The sequence below is a fragment of the Polaribacter marinus genome, from assembly GCF_022662535.1.
Lineage (GTDB): Bacteria > Bacteroidota > Bacteroidia > Flavobacteriales > Flavobacteriaceae > Polaribacter > Polaribacter marinus.
This window is the reverse complement of record NZ_JAKQYM010000008.1, coordinates 103,506-129,133: the sequence shown is the minus strand read 5'-3', so window position 1 is coordinate 129,133 and position 25,628 is coordinate 103,506. Positions and strand designations below refer to the sequence as shown.

18 protein-coding genes are annotated in these 25,628 nt (G+C 32.2%); 6 read left to right on the top strand and 12 right to left on the bottom strand.

Annotated features, from left to right (window positions below; all coding sequences use genetic code 11):
- Positions 1 to 10 precede the first annotated feature (10 nt).
- Entirely contained in the window at positions 11 to 2,341 is a 2,331-nt protein-coding gene (gene nqrF / locus MC378_RS11700) for an NADH:ubiquinone reductase (Na(+)-transporting) subunit F (protein ID WP_242178941.1), read from the bottom strand.
- A gap of 187 nt (positions 2,342 to 2,528) precedes the next feature.
- Here nqrF and MC378_RS11695 point away from each other — a divergent pair, with 187 nt between their 5' ends.
- The 3 genes from MC378_RS11695 to MC378_RS11685 all read left to right on the top strand — a co-directional run bounded on the left by MC378_RS11695 (position 2,529) and on the right by MC378_RS11685 (position 6,892).
- A complete protein-coding gene (locus tag MC378_RS11695; protein WP_242178940.1) occupies positions 2,529 to 3,392 on the top strand; it encodes an AraC family transcriptional regulator in 864 nt (287 codons plus the stop codon).
- A gap of 416 nt (positions 3,393 to 3,808) precedes the next feature.
- Complete coding sequence (locus MC378_RS11690; RefSeq protein WP_242178939.1) at positions 3,809 to 6,694, top strand: T9SS type A sorting domain-containing protein; 2,886 nt, start codon at positions 3,809 to 3,811, stop codon at positions 6,692 to 6,694.
- 27 nt (positions 6,695 to 6,721) lie between these two features.
- On the top strand, positions 6,722 to 6,892 hold the full coding sequence (locus MC378_RS11685; protein ID WP_242178938.1) for a hypothetical protein: 171 nt from the start codon (positions 6,722 to 6,724) through the stop codon (positions 6,890 to 6,892).
- Between the two features lie 71 nt (positions 6,893 to 6,963).
- Here MC378_RS11685 and MC378_RS11680 read toward each other — a convergent pair whose 3' ends face one another.
- From MC378_RS11680 to MC378_RS11665, 4 genes are all read right to left on the bottom strand, one after another.
- A complete protein-coding gene (locus MC378_RS11680; protein WP_242178976.1) occupies positions 6,964 to 8,262 on the bottom strand; it encodes a TRAP transporter large permease in 1,299 nt (432 codons plus the stop codon).
- Entirely contained in the window at positions 8,262 to 8,726 is a 465-nt protein-coding gene (locus tag MC378_RS11675) for a TRAP transporter small permease (protein WP_242178937.1), read from the bottom strand. The genes MC378_RS11680 and MC378_RS11675 overlap by 1 nt, the downstream gene beginning before the upstream one ends.
- A gap of 69 nt (positions 8,727 to 8,795) precedes the next feature.
- On the bottom strand, positions 8,796 to 9,776 hold the full coding sequence (locus MC378_RS11670; protein ID WP_242178936.1) for a TRAP transporter substrate-binding protein: 981 nt from the start codon (positions 9,774 to 9,776) through the stop codon (positions 8,796 to 8,798).
- 118 nt (positions 9,777 to 9,894) lie between these two features.
- A complete protein-coding gene (locus MC378_RS11665; protein ID WP_242178935.1) occupies positions 9,895 to 10,929 on the bottom strand; it encodes a LacI family DNA-binding transcriptional regulator in 1,035 nt (344 codons plus the stop codon).
- Between the two features lie 181 nt (positions 10,930 to 11,110).
- Here MC378_RS11665 and kduI point away from each other — a divergent pair, with 181 nt between their 5' ends.
- The 3 genes from kduI to MC378_RS11650 are packed head-to-tail and all read left to right on the top strand — an operon-like array spanning position 11,111 to position 13,955.
- Positions 11,111 to 11,953 (top strand): 5-dehydro-4-deoxy-D-glucuronate isomerase, encoded by an 843-nt coding sequence (gene kduI / locus MC378_RS11660; protein ID WP_242178934.1) that lies wholly within the window; start codon positions 11,111 to 11,113, stop codon positions 11,951 to 11,953.
- An 18-nt stretch (positions 11,954 to 11,971) separates the two neighbouring features.
- A complete protein-coding gene (locus MC378_RS11655) occupies positions 11,972 to 12,766 on the top strand; it encodes a gluconate 5-dehydrogenase (protein WP_242178933.1) in 795 nt (264 codons plus the stop codon).
- Positions 12,767 to 12,779: 13 nt separating this feature from the next.
- On the top strand, positions 12,780 to 13,955 hold the full coding sequence (locus MC378_RS11650) for a DUF4861 family protein (protein ID WP_242178932.1): 1,176 nt from the start codon (positions 12,780 to 12,782) through the stop codon (positions 13,953 to 13,955).
- A 69-nt stretch (positions 13,956 to 14,024) separates the two neighbouring features.
- Here MC378_RS11650 and MC378_RS11645 read toward each other — a convergent pair whose 3' ends face one another.
- The 7 genes from MC378_RS11645 to MC378_RS11615 all read right to left on the bottom strand — a co-directional run bounded on the left by MC378_RS11645 (position 14,025) and on the right by MC378_RS11615 (position 25,583).
- Positions 14,025 to 15,050, bottom strand: a complete 1,026-nt coding sequence (locus tag MC378_RS11645; RefSeq protein ID WP_242178931.1) for a T9SS type A sorting domain-containing protein — start codon at positions 15,048 to 15,050, stop codon at positions 14,025 to 14,027.
- Between the two features lie 103 nt (positions 15,051 to 15,153).
- Complete coding sequence (locus MC378_RS11640) at positions 15,154 to 15,324, bottom strand: hypothetical protein (RefSeq protein WP_242178930.1); 171 nt, start codon at positions 15,322 to 15,324, stop codon at positions 15,154 to 15,156.
- 26 nt (positions 15,325 to 15,350) lie between these two features.
- On the bottom strand, positions 15,351 to 17,582 hold the full coding sequence (locus MC378_RS11635; protein WP_242178929.1) for a LamG-like jellyroll fold domain-containing protein: 2,232 nt from the start codon (positions 17,580 to 17,582) through the stop codon (positions 15,351 to 15,353).
- Between the two features lie 100 nt (positions 17,583 to 17,682).
- The gene (locus MC378_RS11630; RefSeq protein ID WP_242178928.1) at positions 17,683 to 19,689 is read right to left on the bottom strand and encodes a C10 family peptidase; all 2,007 of its coding nucleotides are present in this window, start codon (positions 19,687 to 19,689) and stop codon (positions 17,683 to 17,685) included.
- A gap of 91 nt (positions 19,690 to 19,780) precedes the next feature.
- Entirely contained in the window at positions 19,781 to 20,668 is an 888-nt protein-coding gene (locus MC378_RS11625; protein ID WP_242178927.1) for a LamG domain-containing protein, read from the bottom strand.
- Between the two features lie 35 nt (positions 20,669 to 20,703).
- Positions 20,704 to 22,215, bottom strand: coding sequence for a RagB/SusD family nutrient uptake outer membrane protein (locus MC378_RS11620; RefSeq protein WP_242178926.1), 1,512 nt, complete (start codon positions 22,213 to 22,215; stop codon positions 20,704 to 20,706).
- A 5-nt stretch (positions 22,216 to 22,220) separates the two neighbouring features.
- Complete coding sequence (locus MC378_RS11615) at positions 22,221 to 25,583, bottom strand: SusC/RagA family TonB-linked outer membrane protein (RefSeq protein ID WP_242178925.1); 3,363 nt, start codon at positions 25,581 to 25,583, stop codon at positions 22,221 to 22,223.
- Positions 25,584 to 25,628: the final 45 nt, after the last annotated feature.

Genomic DNA, 25,628 nt, shown 5'->3' with positions numbered 1-25,628 from the left:
AATTTTTTAATTAAAATTCATCAAATGCTATTTGATTGTTTGAAACTCCTAACTCACTTAGCATTTTAGAACATGCCTTTATCATCATTGGCGGCCCACATAGATAAAATTCTATGGCTTTTGGATTTGGATGATCTTGTAAATAATTTTCAAGTACAACTTGATGAATAAACCCTGTACTACCGTTCCAATAATCATTTTCAAGCGGATTAGAAAGTGCTATTTCAAAATTAAAATTAGGATGCATTTTTGCAATTTCTTTAAAATAAGCATCATAAAATATTTCTTGTTTAGAACGTGCTCCGTACCAAAAACTAACTTTTCGATGTGTCAATTCATTTTCAAATAGATGAGCAATATGGGCACGTATAGGGGCCATTCCTGCACCACCACCTATGTAAACCATTTCTTTATGAGAAGGTTTTATATGAAAATCTCCAAAACTTCCAATGGCTGAAATTTGGTCTCCTGGTTTTAAACTAAAAAGATAACTAGAACCTATTCCTGGTGCACAATCTTGTCCTGCTGGAGGTGTGGCAATTCTAATATTAAACTTTACAACCTCTTCTTTTTGTCCATTATTTGCTAAAGAATAATTATTAAATCTTTCTAATTCTGAATTACTACTATTTAAATCAAATATATTTTGGTGTTTCCAAACAGACGCGTAAGGTTCTGGTATGTCAAATTCATTAAACTGTATTTCCTTGTATTCTGGGATTTTGATTTGCATATAATCTCCAGGAATAAACGCTATTTTTTCATCAGTTTTTATAGGTTTAAGTACAAGTTCTTTTATAAATGTTGAAACATTTTGATTGCTTATAACCTGCAAATCATAATTCTTTTTCTTTTGAGCACCATCTCCTCCTGCTCTTTCTATATTAAGCCAAATTTTGTTACCTCGAGTTTCTATAGGATAGGTAGCCAAACCTTGACAAATAGGTGCACGTGCAGGGGTTCCATCTTCCATATTAAAACGCCCATTGTGTTTTGGACATTCTATGATTTCCCCTTTAATGAAACCCTCACTTAAGTGGGTATTACCATGTGTACAGATACCATCTGTAGCGTATAATTTACCAGCTTTATTTCTAAATAGTGCATAGGTTTTTTTTAGATGATCTAATCTAATAATATCTTCATTACCAAGATCGCTACTTAAACAAACAGCTAACCAACCTTCTTCATCGGGTACTAAATTAGATTTTACAATGCCTTCGGTGTTTCTTTTTTTTGCTTTAGGTAATTTTCTTTTTACATAAAAAGAAGGTTCTTTTACTTGTTTTATAATAGTGGGTATAATTTCGCTCCATGCAGCATAAATAGAAGTGTAAACAGGAGGGCAATCATCTTTTATAAGCTCGTGTAGTTTGGGGAGCGCATGATAGGGAACCAGTGGAAACATATGGTGTTCTATATGATAGTTCATATTCCAATAAATAAACCTACTAATAGGATTCATATAAACGGTTCTACAATTCAAACGATGATCCAAAACATTTTCTGCCAAACCAGCATGTTGTGTTGTATTGTGAACAATCATAAGCCAGGTTCCAAAAAAATGAGGAAAAACAAATAAGAATATAGGAATCCAAGATTGTATAATGATTGCCAAAGTAATGATGCCTATATAAATAAAAAGGTAAATTCTTGCATTTCTAATAATGCTTTTAAATTCTGTTTTTGGGATATATGTTTTTTCTGCATCTAAAATTTTGCCAAATGCATGTCTAATTAAACTAGGAAAATAAGATTGATATCCACCAATATTAAAAATAGAAAGGATAAGACCTTTGATGTCTGGTGGACGAGGAATTTGAATTTCTGGGTCTCTACCAACAATAATAGTGTCACTATGGTGTCTTGTATGACTCCATCTCCAAACTACAGATTCTCGCATAACCATAAAAGAAGCTACTTCATAAACAACATTGTTCATCCAATCGGTTTTAAAAGCAGTTCCATGACTACATTCATGCCATCTAGAGTCAGAACTTGTTGCATAAAAAACGGCATAAATAAGATAAGGAATCACACTCCACCAGGTTCCCCAAAAGATAATTGTACTAATTGCTGTAGTTATTAAAATAAAAAGAAGAAGCAATGTATCCCTAATGGCCGGACCATCTTTTCTAACCAATAATTTACGCATGGTTTTACGATCTATTGGACTTTGATACCAATCTGCTTCAGCAAGCCCTAACTCTATTGCTTTTGTTGCATTTTTACCTGTTAAAGAATAATCAAATTTAATTTGAGGAATGGATTTATAGGTATCTTGAACCAATGTTTTTTTATTAGGGGATCTTTTTGTTTTAGCCAAGGATTCTGAATTCATCATTTTAATTTTTTTCTTTTTCTTCCTTAATTTTAAATCGATGAATTAGTTTTGAGTAAAACAACTAGAAAGTACTTAAAATATTTTACTGAATTCTTCATGTTGTACAAACATAGAGGAATCACTTATGTTAAACAATAGACGTTTTGTTGGTTTTGTTGTTCAAAATGTCTAAATTTGATTTGTTATGGACAACTTTTTTCATTATTTAGCGGAAGATACAGAAGCAGAAGATTGGGGTGTTTATGTGCCAACATGTGGTTATCAGCATATTTACCCTGGAGATTCTTACCCTTTAGAAGGTCATCCAAACACACATACATTTAATCAAGTAATTGGAAGAACTTTACCTGGGTGTTACCTTGTTTACATTCCAACCGGAAGAGGTACCTTAGAAACAAAGCACGGTAAATGGGAAGTAAATTCTGGAGATGTAATGGTTTTATACCCTGGAGAATGGCATAATTACAAGCCTTCTGAAGAAACTGGATGGGAAGAATATTGGATAGGAATTAGAGGCGAAGTTTTGTCAAATAGAATTCTAAAAGATTTATTTCCAGAAAATACGTCTTATGTAAAACAGATGGGGCATCAAGAAGAGCTCATCTTTTTATTTAATCAGTCTTTAGAATTGGTAAAAAGAAATAGTTTTGGCTTTAGAAAAATTCTTTCTGGTATTGTAATTCAATTAGTTGCTTCTATAATTTCTCATGAAAACAAGAAATTAGGAAGTCGTGAAGAAGAACTTTGTAAAAAGGTAATAGACTTTATAAGAGAAAATCTTAATACTGAAATCGATTTTAAGAAACTTGCCAGTGAACATCACCTTAGTTACAATAGATTTAGAACTGTATTTAAAAATAATACAGGGGTATCTTTACAACAATATCTTATCCTAGAAAGATTAGAACATGCCAAAAGATTAATGGTGAATACCGATCTTTCTATCAAAGAAATTGCTGCAAAAACAGGATTTAATTCTTTGTTTTATTTCTCAAAAGTTTTTAAAAATAAAATGGGATATTCTCCGGGTCAAATTAGACGAAAGTAAGATTACAATACAAAATACTTTTAATTACTTAATTTTATAGGACTGCAATTTTTCTGTGCGGTTTTTTTCTTTTTTTTATAAAAACGATCAATTCATAGTAACAATGTCATTTTATAACCTATATATCATAAATAGGTATAGATATATGCACTGTTTTTTTACGATTTACAAACAACTTTCCTTAAAATCATAAACACAGAAAAATCCATAATAAAAACATTTTTAATTATGAATTTGATATAAAACAGTGTTTAAAAGTATTTATATGCTAAAAAAAGACATTTTGAACAATAAAAACGACAAAATGTCTTATTTGTTTCATTTATGTTTGGCGTATTAAGAATTTCTTTAAATGGTTTAGATAATAATACAACATTGGAAATTTCACAATACAGTTAAATTTAAAACTAAAAAATATGAAAGCAAAATTATTTAAATTAATGTTGTTTGTTATGTTAAGTGCTTCTCCACTTTTATTGCAAGCACAAACCACAACATATAATGTAACCCCAGAAATTGTATCAGGACAATCATATCATGTTGATGGTATTGTTTCTGATATTACTAATGTGCCAGCAAACAACCCATACCTAAATGGAAATCCAGTAGGAGGAATCAACTCTCTAAAAGTAGGAGCAAGTGCTGCAAATGGAGATCCATACACAACAAGTGCTATCATTCCTTTTAAATTACCAAATAGACCAGCAGGTAAATTAGTAACTGCTGCAAACTTAAAAGTACATGTAAATTATGGTAGACAATGGATCACGTCAAATGTAGATTTATATGGTCTTAAATACAATGCTGCGAGTACAATCGATCCTGCAGATCATTTTGATGCTGCTTATCCAGATACAACAACTGATGTTACTCCAATAGAAGATGATTATTTCGCAAAAAATGTAACCGCAGGTTCTTTAGATACAGCTCGTTTTGAAGAAACAAATGCTAGTGGAGATGCTGCACTAGTAGCATACATAAATGCTCAATACGATGCCGGTGCAGTAGCTGGAGATTATATCTTTTTAAGATTAAATGTTGATAACCCTGCAACAACAGGAGCACATTATTTTGGAATTAGTGATGGTTCAACAGCAAATTCACCAACTTTAACAATTGAAGTTGAAGATGCAGCAGTAACTCCAACAACAGAGTATGACTTAGTGCCAGAAATAGTTTCAGGACAATCATATCATGTTGATGGTATTGTTTCTGATATTACAGATGTTCCTGCAAACAACCCGTATTTAAATGGACACGATGTGGGTGGTGTAAATTCTCTAAAAATAGGTGCAAGTGCAGCTAATGGAGATTCATTTACTACAAGTGCAATTATCCCTTTTAAATTGCCAAATAGACCAGCAGGTAAATTAGTAACTGCTGCAAACTTAAAAGTACATGTAAATTATGGTAGACAATGGATCACGTCAAATGTAGATTTGTATGGTCTTAAATATAATGCCGCAAGTACAATTTATTCAGCGAATCATTATGATAGTTCATATCCAGATGCAACTGCAGATGTTACAGAGATAGAAGATGATTATTTTGCGAAAAATGTTTCTAATGGACAATTGGATACAGCTCGTTTTGAAGAAACAAGTGCTAGTGGAGATGCTGCACTAGTAGCATACATAAATGCTCAATACGATGCCGGTGCAGTAGCTGGAGATTATATCTTTTTAAGATTAAATGTTGATAATCCTGCTACACCTGGCGGTAATTATTTTGGAGTTAGTGATGGTTCAACAGCAAATGCACCAACTTTAACAATTGAAGTTGAAAATACAGCAGTAACTATAACAAACACTTGGAATGGTGGTTCAACAGATTGGGCCACATCTGCTAACTGGAGTGAAGGTCATATACCAACAGCAGCAGAAAATGTGGTAATACCAGATTTAGCAAACGACCCAATTATTGGGGCTACTACAGGAGCACTTGCTAATGACATTACTACAAACGGTGTTTTAACAATTGCAAATGGAGGTTCTTTAATTGTAAGCGGAACTGCAACTGGTAATGTAACCTATAATGTAGCTGTTGGTGATGATAAATGGTATTTAATTTCTTCACCGGTTGATAACCAATCCTATAATGATACTTGGGTTACCAACAATGACATTGATTCTGGAACTGGTAACAACAGAGGAATTGCTACTTATCAAAACGGAGCAGCAAATGCTACCACCGGTCAGTGGGTATATCTTCAAGCTGGAGGATCAGGAACTTTTGGACAAGGTGTAGGGTATTCTTTAAAAAGAACAGCTGCAGGATCTTATGCTTTTACAGGTGAATTTGCTTATAACACTAAAACACCTGCAATTTCAACAGGAAATAACAATTGGAACTTAATAGGAAACCCTTATGCTTCTTATTTAGACATTGCTAAATTTATTACAGAAAACACTACAACTAATGACAATTTATCGGATGCTTACCATTCGGTTTACGTTTGGGATCCTAATAATGGCTCAGGTGCATATACAAGTGTAACAGAAGGTTTTATTAGCCCAGGACAAGCCTTTTTTGTACACTCTAAAGTTGACGCTAATGCTTCTATTACAGAAGCAATGCAGAGTGATGGTACAGTAGGAGGGGCTATAAGAAATACTGTAACTTCTATTGATTTAAATCTTACTAATGGAACAAGTATTAAGAAAACAAAAATTAACTATGCAGAGGGTACCACAACAAGTTTAGATCCTGGGTTTGATATTGGTATGTTTAATGGTCTAGCCTCTGATTTGCGTATTTACACTCAATTATTAAACAATAACGAAGGAATTTCTTTTTCAAGACAAGCATTACCAAATAGTGATTTGGAAAATATGATAGTCCCAGTAGGTGTAAATGCAGAAAGCGGACAAGAACTTACGTTTACTGCAGCAGCCATGAACTTGCCATCTGATATCAAAGTATTTTTAGAAGATAGAGACAATAATACGTTTACACGTTTAGATGAAGCGAACAGCGAATATGCGGTTACTTTAACCGAAAGTTTAAACGGAATCGGAAGATTTTACATACACACAACACCAAGTGTATTGTCTGTACATGAAACCAACTTACAAAACATTAGTGTTTATACAACAAGTGCATCTACCTTACAAATGGTAGGTTTGCCACAAGGAAAAACAACTGTTGCTATGTATAATGTTCTTGGAAAACAAGTATTAAAGACCTCTTTTAGTTCTAACGGAGTACAAGAACTAGCGTTACCAAAAGTAGCTAGTGGTGTTTATATTGTTCAATTAGAAACAGAAAAAGGAAAATTGAATAAAAAAATCATTTTAGAATAATCTGCTAATTGTAAAAAACGAAACATCATGAAAAAAAATATAGCAAATACAACAGACGAAATTACACGTAAAGATGCTCTTAAGAAAATAGGGAACTACGGAAAATACGCAGCATTAACTGCCTTAGGAACTTATATGATATTGAATCCACAAAAGGCACAAGCAGCAAGTCCTGAAGCACCAGGAACAGGGTTTTAACACTCAATAAAAAGAATAAAAAAGCCTAAAACTTCTAGAAGTTTTAGGCTTTTTATTTATATCATACTTTTTTATATAAGACCAAATATTCTAGGTAACCAAAGACTCAATTCAGGAATATAGGTTACTAAAAATAACGAAACTATCATTGCTAAAAACAGTGGCAAGAGTGGTTTTATTACTTTTTCTATAGTTGTATTGGCTACTCCAACGCCCACAAAAAGTACAGAGCCTACCGGTGGAGTACATAAGCCAACGCATAAATTTAAAATCATTACAATTCCAAATTGAATTGGATCCATTCCTAATTCTGAAATAATAGGTAAAAATATTGGTGTAAAAATTAAAATGGCAGGAGTCATATCCATAAAAATTCCCACAAAAAGTAAAAGTAAATTGATAATTAATAGAATAACAATAGGATTATCACTCAAAGACAATAGTAAATTACTAATATCTTGTGGAATATTTTCAAAAGACATCACCCAAGACATGCTCATAGAAGCGCCTATTAGCAACATTACAATGGCTGTTGTGCCACAAGAGTCTAATAAGATTTCAGGAAGATCTTTTATTTTAATTTCTTTATAATAGAATCCTAAAATAAGTGTGTATAAAACGGCAACTGCAGAAGCTTCTGTTGCTGTAAAAACACCTCCAACAATCCCTCCAATTACCACAAATAACAAGGTTAAACTAGGAAAAGCTTTTATAAAAGTGCTTCCTACCTCTTTTAAAGTGCTTTTTTTACCCACTTTATATCCTTTCTTTTTTGCCCAAAATGATGCAACAAGCATTAAAAATAATCCGGTTAAAATCCCTGGAATATAACCCGCAATAAAAAGTGCTGCAATAGAAACACCTCCACTTGCTAATGAATAAATAATTAAAACATTACTTGGGGGTATAATTAAACCGATTGTAGATGAGGTAATATTTACAGCGGCTCCAAATTCTTTAGAATATCCTTCTTTTTCCATTTCTGGTCCTAAAATACTTCCCATTGCAGATGCAGATGCCATTGCAGAACCAGCGATAGACCCCATTAACATTGCTGCAATTACGTTGATTAAGGCCAATCCACCAGGTAATGAACCTACCAAAGTCTTTGCAAAATCAATTAATCGATGTGCAATGCCTCCTTTATTCATCAATTGCCCAGAGAGGACAAAGAAGGGGATGGCAAGTAGTGCAAAGCTATCTAAACCTGTACCTATTCGTTGTGAAACGGTTGTTAGTGCGGGTAAAAAAGGAATGCTAACCATCATGGTTAGTAATGATGATATAGCGATACTCCAAGCCACCGGAACACCTATTAATAATAGAATTAAAAAACTAAAAACTAAAACGAGTATTGGTAAATATTCCATCATAATTGTTTGTATAAGATATCAGAAATTTTGTAGTAGATAATGAGTATTCCACTAATAGGAATTACTAAATAAACTAAGGATAGAGGAATCTGCAATGCAGGAGAATACTGTTCTAAGGTATAGGTAATATATACCAATCTAAAACCTCCGCCAATAAAAGCAAAAAAGCAAAAAAGAATGATAATACAATTGATAAAGATCTTCAATTTTACTTGCCCTTCTTTATGTAACCTAGTTGGCAATAAATCTATTGCAACATGCATTCTTCTTCCAGAGATATAGGCAGCACCAAGTACTCCAACCCAAATCATTAAATATCGTGCAAGCTCATCTGTAAAAGAACTTGGGGTACCTACAACAAATCGTGTAAATACTTGCCACAAAACATTTATAACCATTATCCCCATAATTGTAGCTAGTAATGCGCCAAGGATTTTGTCAACTTTTTTTCTAAATTTCATTTTTAATAGTATTTAATAGCAAAAGCATAAAGTTGTGAATAGTTTTATAATTACAGAATAGTATTCTGTTTATTGAACTGCCTTAATTTTTGTAATCAATTCATAAATTGCTGTATTGTTTTTATAATCATCATAAAGCGAAACCATCTTTTCTTGAAATATAGTTTTATCTGGTTTTACTACTGTTACTCCAGCTTTTTTAACAGCTTCTAGAGCATCTGCTTCTGCTTTGGCCCACAATTCTCTTTGGTATTTTACAGAGGCATCTACGGATTTTTGTACCCAAACTTGTTCTTTTTTAGATAATTTATTCCATAAATGGGTACTCATGATCAATACATCGGGTATGGTTGTGTGCTCGTCTAAAGAATAAAATTTACATACTTCATAATGCCTAGATAGGTAAAATGTAGGAGGATTGTTTTCTGCACCGTCAACAACCCCTTGTTGTAATGCCGTATATAATTCACCTGCAGAAATAGGGGTAGGTGAGCCTCCTAAATTACGAACCATATTCATTGCAGTAACACTTTCCATTACTCTAATTTTTAAACCTGCTAAATTTGCTGGTTTTAAAATAGGTGCTTCTTTAGTATAAAAACTTCTGCTTCCAGCATCGTAATACCCCAATCCTTTTAACCAATACTTTGTTCCTCCATCTAATAAGCTTTTTCCAATTTCACCATCTAAAACATGAAAAGTATGCGCTTTGTTTTTAAATAAAAACGGCAGTCCTAAAACTTTCATATTGGGTGAGAAATTTTCCATAACCGCAGCAGAAACCTTGGTCATATCTAAGCTTCCTATTTGTAATAACTCTAAACACTGACGTTCTGAGCCTAATTGTTGATTTGGATAAATTTCTAATTTTAATGCGCCTTCAGAATTTTTTTCTAATTCTTGTCCCATAAAAACCATTGCTTTATGAACAGGGTGACTAGTGTCTAATCCGTGAGCTAATTTTATGGTTTTTTGTTGATCTAAAGATTCACAAGAATTAAAAATAATTAAAATTAAAGCGAGTATAACAAATGTTGATTTATTTTTCATTCAATAAAATTTTTAAATTCTGCTTATTAGTTTTTATTTTTTTTAGGGTTAATATTATCAATTCTAAAGTATTTAGAAACATCCTTTTTAATTTTAGCAATATTTTAAATAAGCTAGATTATTCGTGTTTTTCGATTCTTAATGATGATTTACGTTCTATTAGATTTGTTTTAACAATGATAGTTTCGTGAATTTGTTTTTTATCGTCATTAGAAATTTTGTCTAATAATAAGTTGGTGGCTATCTGACCAATTTTAAAACCAGATTGATGAATCGTTGTTAAAGCAGGATCTATAACAGAAGATGTGGTTTCGTTACTAAAACCTACAATGGCAATGTCTTCGGGTATTTTTATTCCTATTTTTTTTAAATATTGAATAGCTCCTATTGCCACCACATCATTTGCGCAAAATAGCCCATCTACTTGAAAAGGTAAAGACAATATTTTTTTTATATTTTTTGCTCCGTCATCTTCCATTAAACTAGAAGCTATAACCAACTCCTCTCTAAAAGGAATCTTGTAGTTTTCTAAGGCAGCTTTATATCCTTTAAATCGGTTTTTATAAATCTCTAAGTTTTGGGGTCCAGAAAAATGAGCAATTTCTGTGCTTTTTTGCTGTATTAAATGTTCGGTAGCTCTATAAGCAGCTTCAAAATCATCTATAACAACTTTACTTGTTTTAGAAATATTACAATGTCTATCAAAAAAGACAAAAGGAATGTTTCTTTGTTCTAAGCCTTTAAAATGCTTGTAGTTTTCTGTCTCCATAGAAATAGAAATCAAAACTCCATCAACTCTATTAGCAACTAATGTATTTATAATACTTTGCTCTCTTTCTAAGCTTTCTAAAGACTGACAAATAATAACATTATAGCCTTCTTTAAAAGCAGCTTCTTCAATACCTGCAATAGCAGAAGAGAAAAAATGACGAGAGATTCTAGGCACAATAACACCTAATGTAAATGTTTTGCTTTTACGTAAATTAGAAGCCAAATCATTTCTCTGATAACCTAATTCATTGGCTTTTTTAAGAATTTTGTCCTTGGTTTTTTGAGCAACTCTAGGACTGTTGTTTAAAGCTCTAGAAACCGTTGAACTGTTTATTCCTAAGATTTCAGCAATATCATGTATTGTTACTTCGTTCGTATGCATTCTTAATAAAAACGCTAATTATTAGTTCTATTATTTTTTGATGCTTTTAAGCATAAAATATACTTTAGCATAAAGCAAATATAAAATTATTAAAATACAATCGATTGTATTTTGGCGATTTTTATTACTTTTGTAATAAATCAGAGAAAATAACTTTCATTTTAAAGATCTAAATAGAATTATGAAAACAAATTATAGTACAAGATATGCTGCCTCTCCACAAGATGTAAAAAAATACGATACAGCAAGAATTAGAGAAGAGTTTTTAATAGATAATTTAATGGTTCATAATACTATAAACTTAGTTTATACACACTATGATCGTTTTATTGCAGGTAGTGCAGTACCTACAAATTCATCTTTAAAATTAGAAACAATTGATGCTTTAAAATCTGAAAACTTTTTAGATAGAAGAGAATTAGGAATTATAAATGTGGGGCAAACAGGAACGGTTACTGTTGATGGAACTGTTTATGTTTTAGAACATAAAGAGGCTTTATATGTAGGGCAAGGAAATAAAAATGTAGAATTTGCTAGTAAATCAGCAGAAAATCCTGCCATGTTTTATTTAAACTCAACACCAGCACACAAGGCTTTTCCTACCAAAAAAGTAGGTAAAGAAGATGTAGAAACTATAGAGTTAGGAGCGCCTGAAACGGCAAATGCAAGAACATTAAGAAAGTATATTGTAAATAGTGTTGTAGAGGTTTGTCAATTGCAAATGGGAATGACAACAATCAAACCAGGTAGCTCTTGGAACACCATGCCGGCACATGTTCACGATAGAAGAATGGAAGTGTATTTTTATTTTGAAGTTCCTTCGGATCAAGCAGTTTGTCACTTTATGGGAGAACCAACGGAAACAAGACATATTTGGATGGCTAATAATCAAGCTGTAATTTCTCCACCTTGGTCAATTCATTCGGGTTCTGGTACAAGTAGTTATTCTTTTATTTGGGGAATGGCAGGAGAGAATTTAGATTATGGTGATATGGATCATTGTAAAATAAACGAATTGAGATAAATCTACAAAAACAGAAATATGTCAATTAATTTATTTGATTTAACAGGAAAAATAGCTTTAATAACTGGTGCTACTCATGGCCTTGGAATGGCAATGGCTAAAGGTCTTGGAAATGCAGGTGCTAAAATTGTTGTGAACGGAAACTCGTCTCAAGAAAAATTAGACAAAGCTGTTTTAGAATATAGAGCTGTAGGTATTGATGCTCATGGCTATCTTTTTAACGTAACCGATGAAAAGGAAGTTGAAAAAAATATAGCAAAAATTGAAGCAGAAATTGGGGCTATTGATATTTTAGTTAATAACGCGGGTATTATAAAGAGAACTCCTTTAGTAGAAATGGAAGTAAAAGATTTTAAAGCGGTAATAGATGTAGATTTAGTCGCTCCTTTTATTGTTTCTAAACATGTAGTTAAAGGAATGATTGAAAGAAAAAGCGGAAAAATTATTAACATTTGTTCTATGATGAGTGAACTAGGACGAAATTCTGTAGGAGCTTATGCTGCTGCCAAAGGGGGGTTAAAAATGCTAACTCAAAATATGGCAACAGAATGGGCAAAATTTAATATCCAAACAAACGGAATTGGACCAGGGTATTTTGCAACAAGTCAAACAGCACCAATAAGAGTAGATGGGCATCCTTTTAACGATTTTATTGTAAACAGAACGCCTTCTGGAAAATGGGGAAATCCGGATGATTTACAAGGGGCTGCAATTTTTTTAAGCTCTAATGCAAGTAATTTTGTAAACGGACAAGTGGTTTATGTAGATGGTGGAATTTTGGCAACTATTGGAAAACCTGCAAACGAAGATTAAAAATCAATACAATATGAACACTATTAAAATACTCTCGTATTTGGTAATTGTTTCTTTTTTATTTTCTTGTTCTCAAGATAAAAAAACAACAATTATTACGGTAAAAAATACACTCAATTTTGAACGAACTTCAGAAGTGGTAGAAATCAATAAAACAACATTACATACCAAGAATATTTCTTCTAACATTGGAATAAAAAATATAGAAACAGGTGAACTTCAAATTACTCAATTAGTAGATCTTGATGGTGATGGAACAATGGATCAACTTTTATTTCAACCCAAAATAGCAGGGAATTCTGAAGTAAAGTTTGAGCTTGTAAACATAACTGATGCCGAAAAACCAAAAGCAGAAGAACTTTGTTACTCTCGTTTTGTACCAGAACGTACAGATGATTATACTTGGGAAAACAATAAAGTCGCTTTTCGTGTATACGGACCTGTGGCTCAAAAAATGATTGAAGATAATGTTCCTGGAGGAACTTTGTCGAGTGGAGTGGATGCTTGGTTAAAAAGAGTGGAATACCCGATAATTAATAAGTGGTATAAAAAATACACAGAAAAAACTGGAACCTACCACGAAGATACCGGTGAAGGTTTAGATAATTTTCATGTGGGAAAAAGTCGTGGAGTAGGAGGAATTGCTGTGAAAGTAGATGACACCTATTACTTTTCTAAAAACTATACTAAATGGAGAACCATAACAACCGGACCTCTACGTACTAGTTTTTATTTAGAGTATGAAAGTTGGAATGCTGCTGGAAATAAAATTACAGAATCGAAAACGATAAGTTTAGATTTGGGAAATAATCTTTCTAAGTTTGCTACAAATATTAAAGGAACAAATACAATTTCTGCGGGTTTAACCTTACACGAAAAAGATGGTCAAGTTACAGGAAATAATAAAAGTGGTTGGGTAAGCTATTGGGAACCACATGCAGATTCTGAAATTGGAACAGCAATTATTGCAGACAAGAATACTTTTAACGGTTTCGAAAAATACGATGTGGAAGCAGCAGATTTAAGTAATGCTTATGCGCATTTAAATGTCATCAATAATAAGGTAATCTATTATGCAGGTTTTGCTTGGAAAAAGAGCAAGCAGTTTGAAACAAAACAGGCTTGGATAAATTATTTAAATACTTTTTCTAAACAGATAAACCATCCGTTAGCAATTAGTGTAAAATAAAACCATTTTAATTTTAGCAAAAAAAAGCACTGAAGTCATTTCAGTGCTTTTTTTTTAATGATAGTTTTTTTATTGAACCATAATTTTTTGAATCCCGGTTCCTTTATCAGTTACTGTTTTTATAAAATATACTCCAGTTTTTAATTTAGAGGCATTAACTTCTATTTTAGTGTTTTTTTCAAAGCTATTTATTTTTTTAACAGACTTTCCTAAAAGACTAATCATTTCAATACTTTGAATCGTTTCGTTATTATTCGATTGAACGATAAATATTTTATCAGTTGAAGGATTCGGAAAAACCTTAAATGTAGTGCTGCTATTTTTTTCTAGGCTCAAAGTTGCAGAAAGTGCAACCCAAGTTGGTAAATCTGTACAATCAGTAGCTGTACAAGCTAATTCTCCAGTTGCACTACTTGCTTCATTAAGGGTAACATCTCCAGTCCCTTCTTTCATATTTAATAACATTACTGTATTACTATCTGAAGTATAATCTGCATCTGTAATAGTTGTTTGTAAATTTGCTATATTTTCTGCGGTATTTTTAATTCTAACTTTGTCAATATTTGCATTTAAATAGGTAGCACTACCACCATATGCCAAATAAAAATTAGCCGCTGAAGCATCCTCTTCTATAGCCAATGCATCTAAAGGTAAGGCTTCCTGATTAGCTAAAGTAACATCAACTCCATTTGCATATAATTTAATTGAATTATTTACAGAATTACAGATAACAACTAAATGATTCCATTCATTAATTTGAATTACATTATCAATGGTATTTACAAAAACTTTGTCTGCGCCTGAATTGCTATAATGTGTAAAATAAAATCTTTTTGTATCATCTTTATACAAGGTTAGCGCAAACTGATTCCATCTTTTTAAGACTACATTATTATTAATATCTGTAGACAAGGGTTTTACCCATACTTCAATGGTATAGTCTGTTGCTCCATTTAAATTGTCTAATGTAGCATCCGTAGCATATTTAACTCTTTGATCTACTCCATTAAATTCTAATGCGTAATCGGTTTGTGCAAACGCGCAAAGATTTGTTAAAAAAAGAATAAATAAGGTGAATTGTAATTTTGTTTTCATGTGATAATATATTTAAGGTTTATTGATTTTTTTTATAGGATCATTTTTTATCAAAAAAAAGGGATTAATTTATTAACCCCTTTTTTTAAATTTATTTTTGAAATTAAAACCCTGTTCCTGGTGCTTCAGGACTAGAAGCTTGTGCTTTTTGCGGACTAAGAATTAAATAAGTTCCTAGTGCGGTTAAGGCTGCATATTTACCATATCCTCCTATTTTTTTTAAAGCTTCTTTACGTGTAATTTCTTCTTGTTTGTTTTCTATATTGTTTTTCATGATGTTTCGTTTTTAAAATTTGCTTATTATTCTAAAATGATTTTTTGATTCAATTTTCCTTTTTCTGTTTCTAATTGAATTATATAAACACCACTAGCTACTTTTGGTAACGTTATTTCTTTTACTCCGTTAGAACTAAAAGAGGTCTTCAATACTTGTTTTCCTAAAACATTAAATAACGACATCGTTGTTTTTCCTTGCAAGCCTACAATCTTTAAAGTAGAAACATCCGATTTATAAATACTAATATTCTCTAAGTTCGTTTCATTTACAGACAATACACTTGGTGTAGTATGTATGTAAAATCTTCCAATTCCGTTTAAACTTTCGGTTAAAGTAACCGCATATTCGCTGTTCGCTTCATCCAAACGTGTAAACGTATTATTGTCTCTATCTTCTAAAAAGACTTTGATATCAGAAGGTAAGTTCATTGCTGCTGCTGTAAACCTAAGGGTTTGTCCATTTGCAGCTTTTACACCTACAGGGACTACCATATTTTCGTAATCACTATTTGGTAATGTTTGTCTTGAAAAAGAAATTCCTTCGTTATTGTTTAATAATTCAGTGTAAATACGCAAATCAGAGGCTACTCCATTAAACATACCAATATCAAAACCAGGATCTAAACTTGTTGTGGTACCCGCTGTATAGTTAATTTTTGTATTCTTAGTACTTGTTCCGTTTGTAAGATTTAAATTAATAGAAGTTACAGTACTTCTTAAAGAGCCTTCTTCTATACCATTACTCTGCATTGCTTCGGTAATAGAAGCAGTACCATTAGCTACTTTAGAGTGTACAAAAAAGGCTTGTCCTGGACTAATAAACCCTTCTGTTAGCGCTATATAAGCTCCTGTAGTTCCACTATTAGGGTCCCAAGTGTAAACCGAGTTGTATGCATCTGATAAGTTGTAATTAGTTTCTGTATTTTCTTTAATAAACTTAGCAATGTCTAAATAAGAAGCATAAGGGTTTCCTATTAAGTTCCAATTGTTATCTCCTATTGAAATTGCAGGAGTTTTAGTGTTATAAGCAAATTCACCTGTAAAAGCATAAGATCCTGCAGCTGTTCTTTTTAAAGAATACCCTACACCTTGTCCAAAAGTTCCTGATCCTCCAGCTTGAAGATATACCCACTGACCCGTAGTAGGATCAGCTTCTCCGTTTTGATAGGTAGCAATTCCTTTATTATTACCCGTTCCAGATTCAATGCCATTGTTTGTAACCCAAGTATCGTTATAGGTTTCGTTAAAAACCGGTGAAGAAATTAAATACCATTTCTCATCTTCCACATCTACATTGTAGGTAATGTTTCCAGAAGCTGTTCCGTTTTTGATTAAAGAACCTCCAGAATTAATAGTAATACCATCTGTTTCTGTAATGCTTAAGTCTTTGGCAACAGCTGCTGTTGTTCCGCTAATAATTGGTGCATTGGTAACCTCTGGGATTATAACATTATAAGCAGCGGTTGGTACAGCATTGGTATCCCAATTGCCTGCGGTTGCCCAATCTGCATCTACACTTCCGTCCCAAATGTGATCTAACTCAGCCCAAGTTGGTAGATTCGTACCTGTTAAATCAAAACTTAAACCACTTGCTTCGTTAACTGTTGTTATACCTGTACCTTCATTAAAATTTAACAATACTACTGTATCTGCATCTGTTGTATAGGCTGCATCTGTAATATTTGATTGTAAACTTGCAATGGTTTCTGCCGTGGTTTTGATTCTTACTTTATCTACATTTGCATATAAAGATGTAGCACCAGAATTCAAACCTCCATAACCTACTATAAAATCACCTATTGAAGTAGAAGATAAGGTTAAAGCTGACTGAGTACCAGAAGTAACATTTACTCCATTGGCATACAATTTAATAGTATTCGTTATTGAATTACACACAACAGCTATATGATTCCATTCATTGATGTTAATTACATTTGTTGAAGTGTTTACAAATTTTTTTGTAGTTCCTAATGCTCCACTATAATGTGTGAAATAAAACCTGTTAGAATTAAATAAAGTTAACGCAAACTGACCTTCTCTTTTTAGTACAACTCTACCAGAATAATTGGTAGCTGATGTTGGTTTAACCCAAGCTTCAATGGTATAATCTGTGGCACCATTTAAAGCATCTAATGCTCCATCATTTACGTGTTCAACTCTTGATAAATTATAACTTAAACTATAATCTGTTTGTGCATGCGCCCATACGCTTGTTAAAAATGTAAAAATTAGGACAATTTGTAGTTTTGTTTTCATTGTTTAAATATTTAAAAAGTTAGTAATTGATTTTAATTTTTTTATTACTCTTTGTTTTATGGGGGCATTGTACTCTTTTAATGAACCTTTCTCAATAATTTTATTGGATTAAAATTTTTCTTGTAACATTGATATTGTCTATGGTAATTTGTAATAGGTAAAGTCCACCTTTCGTGTTTTTTACATCTAAATTCCATGAATTTTGCGCTTTCTCTTTGTACTGAATTGGGATTTGTCTACCTGCTAAATCAAACATTTTAAATTGGATGTTTTCGGCAGTTACCTCTTGATGAAAAGAGATGCTTAAATTATTATTTACAACTGGATTTGGAAATAAAGTAATTGAGTTTTGAATTTTAACCAGGTCTTCTGTAGATAATGTTCCCGTATTTAGCTCGTAACTCCATGCTGCATTTGCAGTATCATTTAAAACAATAACACTTATGTTTGCTGCCTCATCTTTAAAACGAACATTGTGTACATCTTGAAAGGTAAAATAAGCGATGGTTTCAGCATCAACGGTAAAATGATTTTCTTGACTTGGTGTAAAATTGCTAGGATACCTATCTGTTTTAGAAATTCTTAATTGGTCGAAATCTGCTTTAATTCTAGAAGAATAAGAACCGTGATATTTTTCTGCAATATTTAAAGCATTTGTAGAGCTTACTAAATTAAAATTAGCACCTTCATAAGAATCCATTAAAATTCCGTTGATAAATAATTTTGTTTTATTTCCAGTATGTGAAACCGCAATATGTGTCCATTGGTTTAATAAAATAGTATTTCCGTTTTTATTAGAAACAATTTCTTCTCCGCTAGCATGTGAGGTATATTTTATGGCAAAGTTTTCTGTGTTTACATCCGTAATCTCTAATCCAAAAACATTTTCTATATCTAAAAGAATATTTCCATCTACGTTACCTTCTTTTAATCGTAACCAAGTTTCTAAAGTATAATCTGTTGTAAAATCTAAATCAAAATCGGGTGTTTGACGCGCATAGGCATATTGGCTACCACCAAAACTTACATATCCATTATACCCTCCCGTAGTAGTGTGTTTTTCTATTTCTGACCAAGAGTTAGCATAGTAACTACCATTCACTTTAGATTTTACTCTAAATTGGTACATTTGACCTGTAGGGTTATTAATGGTGTATTCTTTTGTTGTGATTCCACTAGCTACTTCTTCCCAAGCACCAGCATCTACTTTTTGCTCTAAAGTAAATTCTTCCCATTGTAGTTTTTCGCTTACTTCCCATTTTACTTTAAAACTATTTGCATCTATATTAGTAATTGAGGTAATTTGTGGGTTTGGCAATACATCAAATACAGCACCTGTAATGGTATTATATCCTCCCGAAGTACTTGTCCAACCTTGTATATTATACCAACCATTAATTCCATTATCATCATACCACCCCCAATTTAAGTGGTAATAAGGTAGTCCGTTAATTTCTTTATAACCATCAACCACAAAAACATGTCCATCACCTGTTCTACTTGCGTCTACTGCAACGGGTACAGGTCTTCCTTGTTGAATGTTTTCATACAAACGGTCCCAAAAACTAGACCAAGTAACGTCTTCATAATGCCCCGAAAAACGGAAGAAATTATGATATAAAAATGGTGTTTTGTTAATGTTAGAAGTAGAGCCTGTAGGTTCGTAATTCATTTGTAAAGCAACACCAACATGATACATTAATTCTCCAACAGCTTTTTGTTGACTTTCTGTTGATGCTACATTCATGTATTCATCAAGCATTTCATCCCATTTGTAATAAGTATCATCAAAAAAGGCAGCGTGACGCACTAAAGAGCCATTATAATTTTCTGAATAGACATTACTTCCAATTCCTTTTATTGGCCACTTGTAAAAATGTAAAACTTGTGACATAGAAATGGCTACACAACCCGGTGAACTATGGTAGGGTGTATAATAATTGGTAGGATAAATAGTTTGTCCATTATCATCAACACAATTTACTCCTCCCCAAACATCTGTTAAGAAAGGTTCTACTGTTTGTGTAAAAGAAATTGTGCTAACAAATAATAGAATTATTAGAGTTGTTTTTTTAATTAATTTTAACTTTAAAGTGTCTTTTTTCATATTAGATATTTTAAGAATTGGTAATAAGAATCCTAGAAATCAATTGTAATTAAATGATTTCTAGACTCTTAATTTAATGATGTTATATGTATTAGTCCGTAGGAAGAACGTAATCTTCACTTGTCCAAAAGACGGTATTTATAACTTTTATATAATAAGAATAATTACCTTTGATTTCTACTTTATCAAATTCATTAACAGGATCAAAAGGAGTTAAATTGTTGTCTAAATCCATTTGCAACAAAGTATTGTTGTCTAGTGCTAATCTTTCAAAATGATTCGGTTCAAATTCAGCAGGATATCTATCTATATAGGATACTCTAATATCATCAAAAGAACCTTTAAAGAAATTCATATTTCCTCCTCTATACATGTAGTTAAAGTCAAGCCATGTATCATTTACAGGTTGTATCCAAAGTGGATCTGAACTAGAATCTATTAATTTTCCGTTGATATAAAATTTAGCAACTCCATCTGAAGAAGAACGAGAGATGGCTACATGAGCCCATTCGTCAAATTTAAGATTCACACTAGAATTGCTAGATTCCATTGTTCCTAAAGGTAAATTATCATTATCTAATCTGTTGTACTTTATAGCATAATCTGCATTTGCATCGGCTATTAAATATAATTCAAAATTTCTACCACGTTCACTAATAGTTGCGCCTCCTGCAGTTTGTCCTGATGGTTCGTTTGGATCACCTATTAATGCATCTGGGTCTACTTTAATCCAAAGTTCATAAGTCCAATCTTCACCAGACAAGTCACTTAAATCATCAGAGCTCCCACCACTAAAGGCATAAAATCGATCATCAGCAGTATCAGAGCCTGTAAATGTTGGATAAGTTAAGTTTGCACCTTTCACAAATACGGTATCAATTTGTATAATAGTGCCTGGGTAAACAGGTAGTGCTTCTCTTTCACAAGATGTTAAACTTGCAATTAATATTAAAATAAATGTAAATTTCAATAGTTTCATATTTTTAGAGTTTTTCGTTTTTTAATTATTTTTTTTTATGGTATATACCATCCGTTTATTGAGACATCTTCATTTGGAATTCCGAATTGTGGATTAATACCTCCAAAGGTGTAGAAAGGCTCTATTAATACTTCTAGTTGTTGTGCTGGTATTGGAAAATGTAGTAATGAACCATCTTGTAATTGGCCCTTTCTACGCATATCAAAATATTCAATTCCCATACCAGTTAAAGGAAGTTCAATTGTTCTTTCGTAAGTAATAGCGTTTCGTATTTCTTCTTCACTATTAATGTTTACAGGCTGTAAGCCTCCTCTTGTAACTCTTGTACCTGAGTTTATAATGTTTCCTGCTTCATTCAATCTAGTAAGTTGCAATAATGCTTCTGCTTTAAATAAATCAATTTCTGCTTTACGCATCATAATAACAGGTGCAAAGAAGTTGGCATTGATCCAGCTATCTAAACGAGAGTACCTGTAAGTAGACCATCTATACATACCTCTTTCGGGTCTATTGTTAGATGCATCATATTGAAAATCTGTTTGCACACGTAAATCGTTTGATGTAATACGACCATCGTTTGGAAGATCATCAATACCTCCATCAGGCCAATTTGCAGGAAGGGTATCATCTAATAAATGAACAACTCTCATGTCTACTTTTCCCCAACTAGTTCTAGCCATATAATATTTGTACCAAGACATCCATTTTCTATCAGAACCATTACCGTCTCCTTGTATATTGAAATCGCTTGTGATACCTTTTTCTGCATGAAATAAAACACTTTCCCAATCAATGGCATTGGTTTGTTCTGTGTTTCTTGAGCTATAAACCATTAGACGAGCAATAAAAGAATGTGCTAATTTTGACATTTCTTCATTGGTAAAAGCATTTCCATTAATCCAATCTGATGGAAGTATAAAATCATTATTGTCAAATATTTCAATAGCTTTTTCTAGCTGTTTAATTGCCAAGTCTATAGAAGATCTATAGTCTGTAACTTCTAAAGTAGCATAATCTGTAGTCTCGTCAGAAGGATAAGCTTTGTCAAAAATTAAACCTACATATCCGTTTCCTAGTCCTTGCATAAAATGTGCAAAACCTTTGGTCATCATTGTTTCTGAACCATTATCTCCTATCTCTACACCGTTTTCAATCCCAATCAATACATCGTTAGCAGTTGTTATAACTTTATACATGTATTGCCAGTAATTTTTAGTAATAGAGTGGTAGGCATAAGAAGGAGAATTATCTAAGAAAACTCTTGGTTCTTGACTCATGTCAAGTGTACCATAATTTGCAAAGGTAACGGTTCCCCAATCTGCCATAACCCACATAGCAGGTCCTGGCGAACCAAAATTGTGTTGCTGTTGTGTAAACCATGTATTAAATAGCCCAGAAGCTAAACTTCTTATTCCGTCAGATGTTGAAAGTACAATTTCTGTATCTGGATCATTATAATTTTCTACTTCTAAATCACTACAGCTATTAAAAAATAGACTTGTAGTTAGTACTAATAAAAAGTATTTAAATGTTTTTTTTATCATCATTTTTATTAAAATTTAACTTGAACTGATAATGAGTAATTTCTAAAATTAGGGTATCCAAAATTGTCAAAAAGAAATCCATCGGATCCGGTTTGAGGGTCATAACCTGTATAATTAGTTAAGGTCCATAAGTTTCGTCCAATTATTCCTATTTTTATTTCTTCTATATATTTATTTGAAAAGCTTTTTGTCTTGTCATTCAGTGTATAGTATAAAGAAGCCTCATTTAATTTTAAATAAGAGGCATCTTCAACCCAATAACCATTAATTGCATCGGCATCATATAATGCTTGATAGTAGTCTACGGTTTTTTTATTTTCAGGTCTCGTATGAATTTGATCTATAATTCCTAGTCTATTATCTCTTACTAAATATTGTGCGGTGTGGTTATATAAATCACCTCCTTGTTTCCATTGCCATAGCAAATAGAGCGAGAAGTTTTTATAACTAAATGTGGTATTCAATCCTAAGTTAAAATCTGGATTCGTATCCCCAATTTTTTGAACTTTTTCAGCTCCATTTTCATCTACAAGAACAAAAGGTTTTTCGTTTACAGTTCCAATGTCACTTGTTAATACTACTACACCATCTCTGTTAACCGAGTAATCATTAATGTTTTCCCCTGCGGTTAGTTGTTCTTGCATTTGATCTAACGTTCTAACAAAATCTACACCATACATGGTACCAAAGGTTTCTCCTTCTTTTATTCTAAAAGTGTTTCTAGGACCGGTTCTGTATTCAGGAATGGTAAGTTTGGTTATTTTTTGTCTTGTACGATCAAAAGTTAGCGTTGCTTCCCAATTAATATCATCGGTTGATATAATTTTAGCATTTAACATTGCTTCAAATGTTTTGCTTTCAAGTTCTCCAGCATTTACATTTTGATAAGGGAAACCTCCTGTATGTGATGCTAAGGGTGCTAATAGGTATTGATCGGTTACTTTGGTTTTAGAGTAAGTAGCTTCAAATCGAAATCTGTCTAAAAAAGAAGTTTCTATACCAAGTTCTAATTCTGCCGAACGTGATGGTTTTAAATCTTTGTTACCAAGAGTATTCTTAGAAGCAATACCATCATTTATAGAAAAGGTCTCATCTTTATCTCCAAAACCTGGTCTTAATCCAGAGGTCCCATAAGCAGCTCTAAGTTTTAATTCTTGAATTCCCGGTATTTCTAAATCTTTTGTAAGACGGTAGGCTCCAGAAAGACGGAAGTAGTTTTGCCATCTTTCATTTTCTCCAAACAGAGAAGAACCATCTATTCTAAATAAACCGTCTAAAATATACCTGTCTTTATAAACAAATGAAGCAATAGCAAAATAGTTGGTTGCTCTTATATCCGATCTAAAGTCTGTTGCATCTATCGTTGTTGGATCAAAATTATCAAATATTGGAAAATCATTTAAAATAAAAGAAGTGGCACTAGTTGTTGTGCTTTCAAAATGATTGTCTTCATTTAAATAACTTAATTTACCGTTAAAATCAAGATCTCCCCAGCTCTTTTTAAAGTTTATGGTTGCTCTAAAGGTTTGGTTTAAAGCTTTATAATTTCTTTTACTTAATGCTCCTCCTGTATAAGATAATGCAAAAGGATTACTCTGATTTAGTACCTGTGGATCTGCGCTAGGATCTATATAATTTGGTAATAAATCGTTAATAGTAGTTTTTGGAGATAATATTTTATTATCATAATGTTCCAATTCAAAAGCGTAGGAAGCTTTAAAGCTAATCACGCTGTTTAGTTTCCAGTTAAAATCATAAGAACTTAATAACCTGCTTTTTGCTGCGGTACTTTCTTTTTTCCACAAATCATATAAGGGATTCGCAAATTGTGTATTCCATTGGTTTGGGTAGAAATTATACTCTTGACCATCTATGTTTTTCTTAAATAAATCAACATCAGGATCTGTAGAGGCAACTTCAAAAAAGGCACTTGTACCACCTCCTAAGAAATCATTATTGGTTCTAATATAATTATTACTTGCAGAAATATTTATTTTGTCAGATAATGCATGATCTATATTCAATCTAAAACTTTGACGATCATAACCACCTGTTTCTATAACAACTCCTTCATTTTTATTGTTTTCAAAAGAAACAAAAAGGTTGGTTTTTTCTGATTTATGACCTACTCCAATATAGTTGGTTATATAGGTCCCGTCATTAAACATTTGTTCTTGTAAATCGTTATTAACCCTATATGGTAAATCTTGATAGTGGTCATCTTTTTCTACACGATTTCCGGTAATTCTTGGATCCCACCCAGAAACATAATCACTAGGGTAGTTTACAAATTGATATTTGGTATACGTATCTGTATCTAACCAAGTAGGATCTAGTCGATAATGATGTGACGTAGATAAATCTAAAAGATTTGCTACTTTTTGAAAACCTAGTTCATTTCTAATTGTAATAGATGTTTTTCCTGTAGTTAAATTTTTCCCTCTTTTTGAAGTTACAACAATAACACCATTGGCAGCTTTAGAACCATATAGAGAAGCGGCAGCAGCACCTTTTACAATTTCTATAGATTCTACATCATCTACATTGATATCTGCTAAAGAGCCTCCCATAATCACCCCATCTACTAATAGCATTGGACTATTACCTCCTTTAATAGAGGTAGATCCTCTTAAAACAATATTAGAACTACTTCCTGGAGAACCACTAAAAGAGTTAACGCTTACACCAGCTACTTTACCCTGTAATGATGATGAAACGGATGTTTGTGGTGCTTTTTCTAAGGAAGAAGAATTTAATTTAGAAACAGAAACTGACAATTTTTTTCTTGAAGTACCTGAGGCAACCCCAGAAATAATAATTTCATTTAGTACATTAACGTCAGGTTGTAAATAAATTGCTAAAGTTGTTTTTTTACTGTCAACGATAATGGTTTGGTTTTGAAAACCTAAGTAAGAAAATACGAGGATATCGGTTGGGTTAACAGAAATACTGAATTTTCCATCAAAATCTGTAACAAAACCTTTGTTGCTTCCTTTGATAATAATATTTGCTTCGGGCAATGGTATGCCTGTATCATCATAAACAGTACCCGTAATAAGTATTTTTTCTTGTTTATTAGAACGTGTTCCTTTTTGTCTGACAACAATATCATTTACTTTAATTGAATATTCGATGTCTAACCCCTCAAATGCAATATCTAATACTGTGGATACTGAAGCATTTTGAACATTAACAGCTACTTTTTTATTTAGATTAGGTAAATTACTGTTAAAGAAAAAATCGTAATTGGTTTTTTTAGAAATAAAATTAAACAGTTCGTTTATTGTAAGTTCTTTGTTAATGGTTAATGTTGCTGTTTTTTTCTGTTTCAACTCTTTTTCAGGATTACTATTCTCTGAAAACGAGTTCATTGATAGAATGCTAAAAAACAAAATTAGTAGTTGCTTTTTAGTGCT

Bases quoted from the DNA above. Each gene is read 5' to 3' on its own strand.
- MC378_RS11675 (WP_242178937.1), bottom strand. From the start codon at position 8,726: ATGAAATTTAGAAAAAAAGTTGACAAAATCCTTGGCGCATTACTAGCT.
- MC378_RS11670 (WP_242178936.1), bottom strand. From the start codon at position 9,776: ATGAAAAATAAATCAACATTTGTTATACTCGCTTTAATTTTAATTATT.
- MC378_RS11635 (WP_242178929.1), bottom strand. From the start codon at position 17,582: ATGAAAACAAAACTACAAATTGTCCTAATTTTTACATTTTTAACAAGC.
- MC378_RS11615 (WP_242178925.1), bottom strand. From the start codon at position 25,583: ATGAACTCGTTTTCAGAGAATAGTAATCCTGAAAAAGAGTTGAAACAG.
- MC378_RS11685 (WP_242178938.1), top strand. From the start codon at position 6,722: ATGAAAAAAAATATAGCAAATACAACAGACGAAATTACACGTAAAGAT.
- MC378_RS11680 (WP_242178976.1), bottom strand. From the start codon at position 8,262: ATGGAATATTTACCAATACTCGTTTTAGTTTTTAGTTTTTTAATTCTA.
- MC378_RS11690 (WP_242178939.1), top strand. From the start codon at position 3,809: ATGAAAGCAAAATTATTTAAATTAATGTTGTTTGTTATGTTAAGTGCT.
- kduI (WP_242178934.1), top strand. From the start codon at position 11,111: ATGAAAACAAATTATAGTACAAGATATGCTGCCTCTCCACAAGATGTA.
- MC378_RS11650 (WP_242178932.1), top strand. From the start codon at position 12,780: ATGAACACTATTAAAATACTCTCGTATTTGGTAATTGTTTCTTTTTTA.
- MC378_RS11630 (WP_242178928.1), bottom strand. From the start codon at position 19,689: ATGAAAAAAGACACTTTAAAGTTAAAATTAATTAAAAAAACAACTCTA.
- MC378_RS11695 (WP_242178940.1), top strand. From the start codon at position 2,529: ATGGACAACTTTTTTCATTATTTAGCGGAAGATACAGAAGCAGAAGAT.
- MC378_RS11640 (WP_242178930.1), bottom strand. From the start codon at position 15,324: ATGAAAAACAATATAGAAAACAAACAAGAAGAAATTACACGTAAAGAA.
- MC378_RS11625 (WP_242178927.1), bottom strand. From the start codon at position 20,668: ATGAAACTATTGAAATTTACATTTATTTTAATATTAATTGCAAGTTTA.
- MC378_RS11665 (WP_242178935.1), bottom strand. From the start codon at position 10,929: ATGCATACGAACGAAGTAACAATACATGATATTGCTGAAATCTTAGGA.
- MC378_RS11620 (WP_242178926.1), bottom strand. From the start codon at position 22,215: ATGATGATAAAAAAAACATTTAAATACTTTTTATTAGTACTAACTACA.
- MC378_RS11645 (WP_242178931.1), bottom strand. From the start codon at position 15,050: ATGAAAACAAAATTACAATTCACCTTATTTATTCTTTTTTTAACAAAT.
- nqrF (WP_242178941.1), bottom strand. From the start codon at position 2,341: ATGAATTCAGAATCCTTGGCTAAAACAAAAAGATCCCCTAATAAAAAA.
- MC378_RS11655 (WP_242178933.1), top strand. From the start codon at position 11,972: ATGTCAATTAATTTATTTGATTTAACAGGAAAAATAGCTTTAATAACT.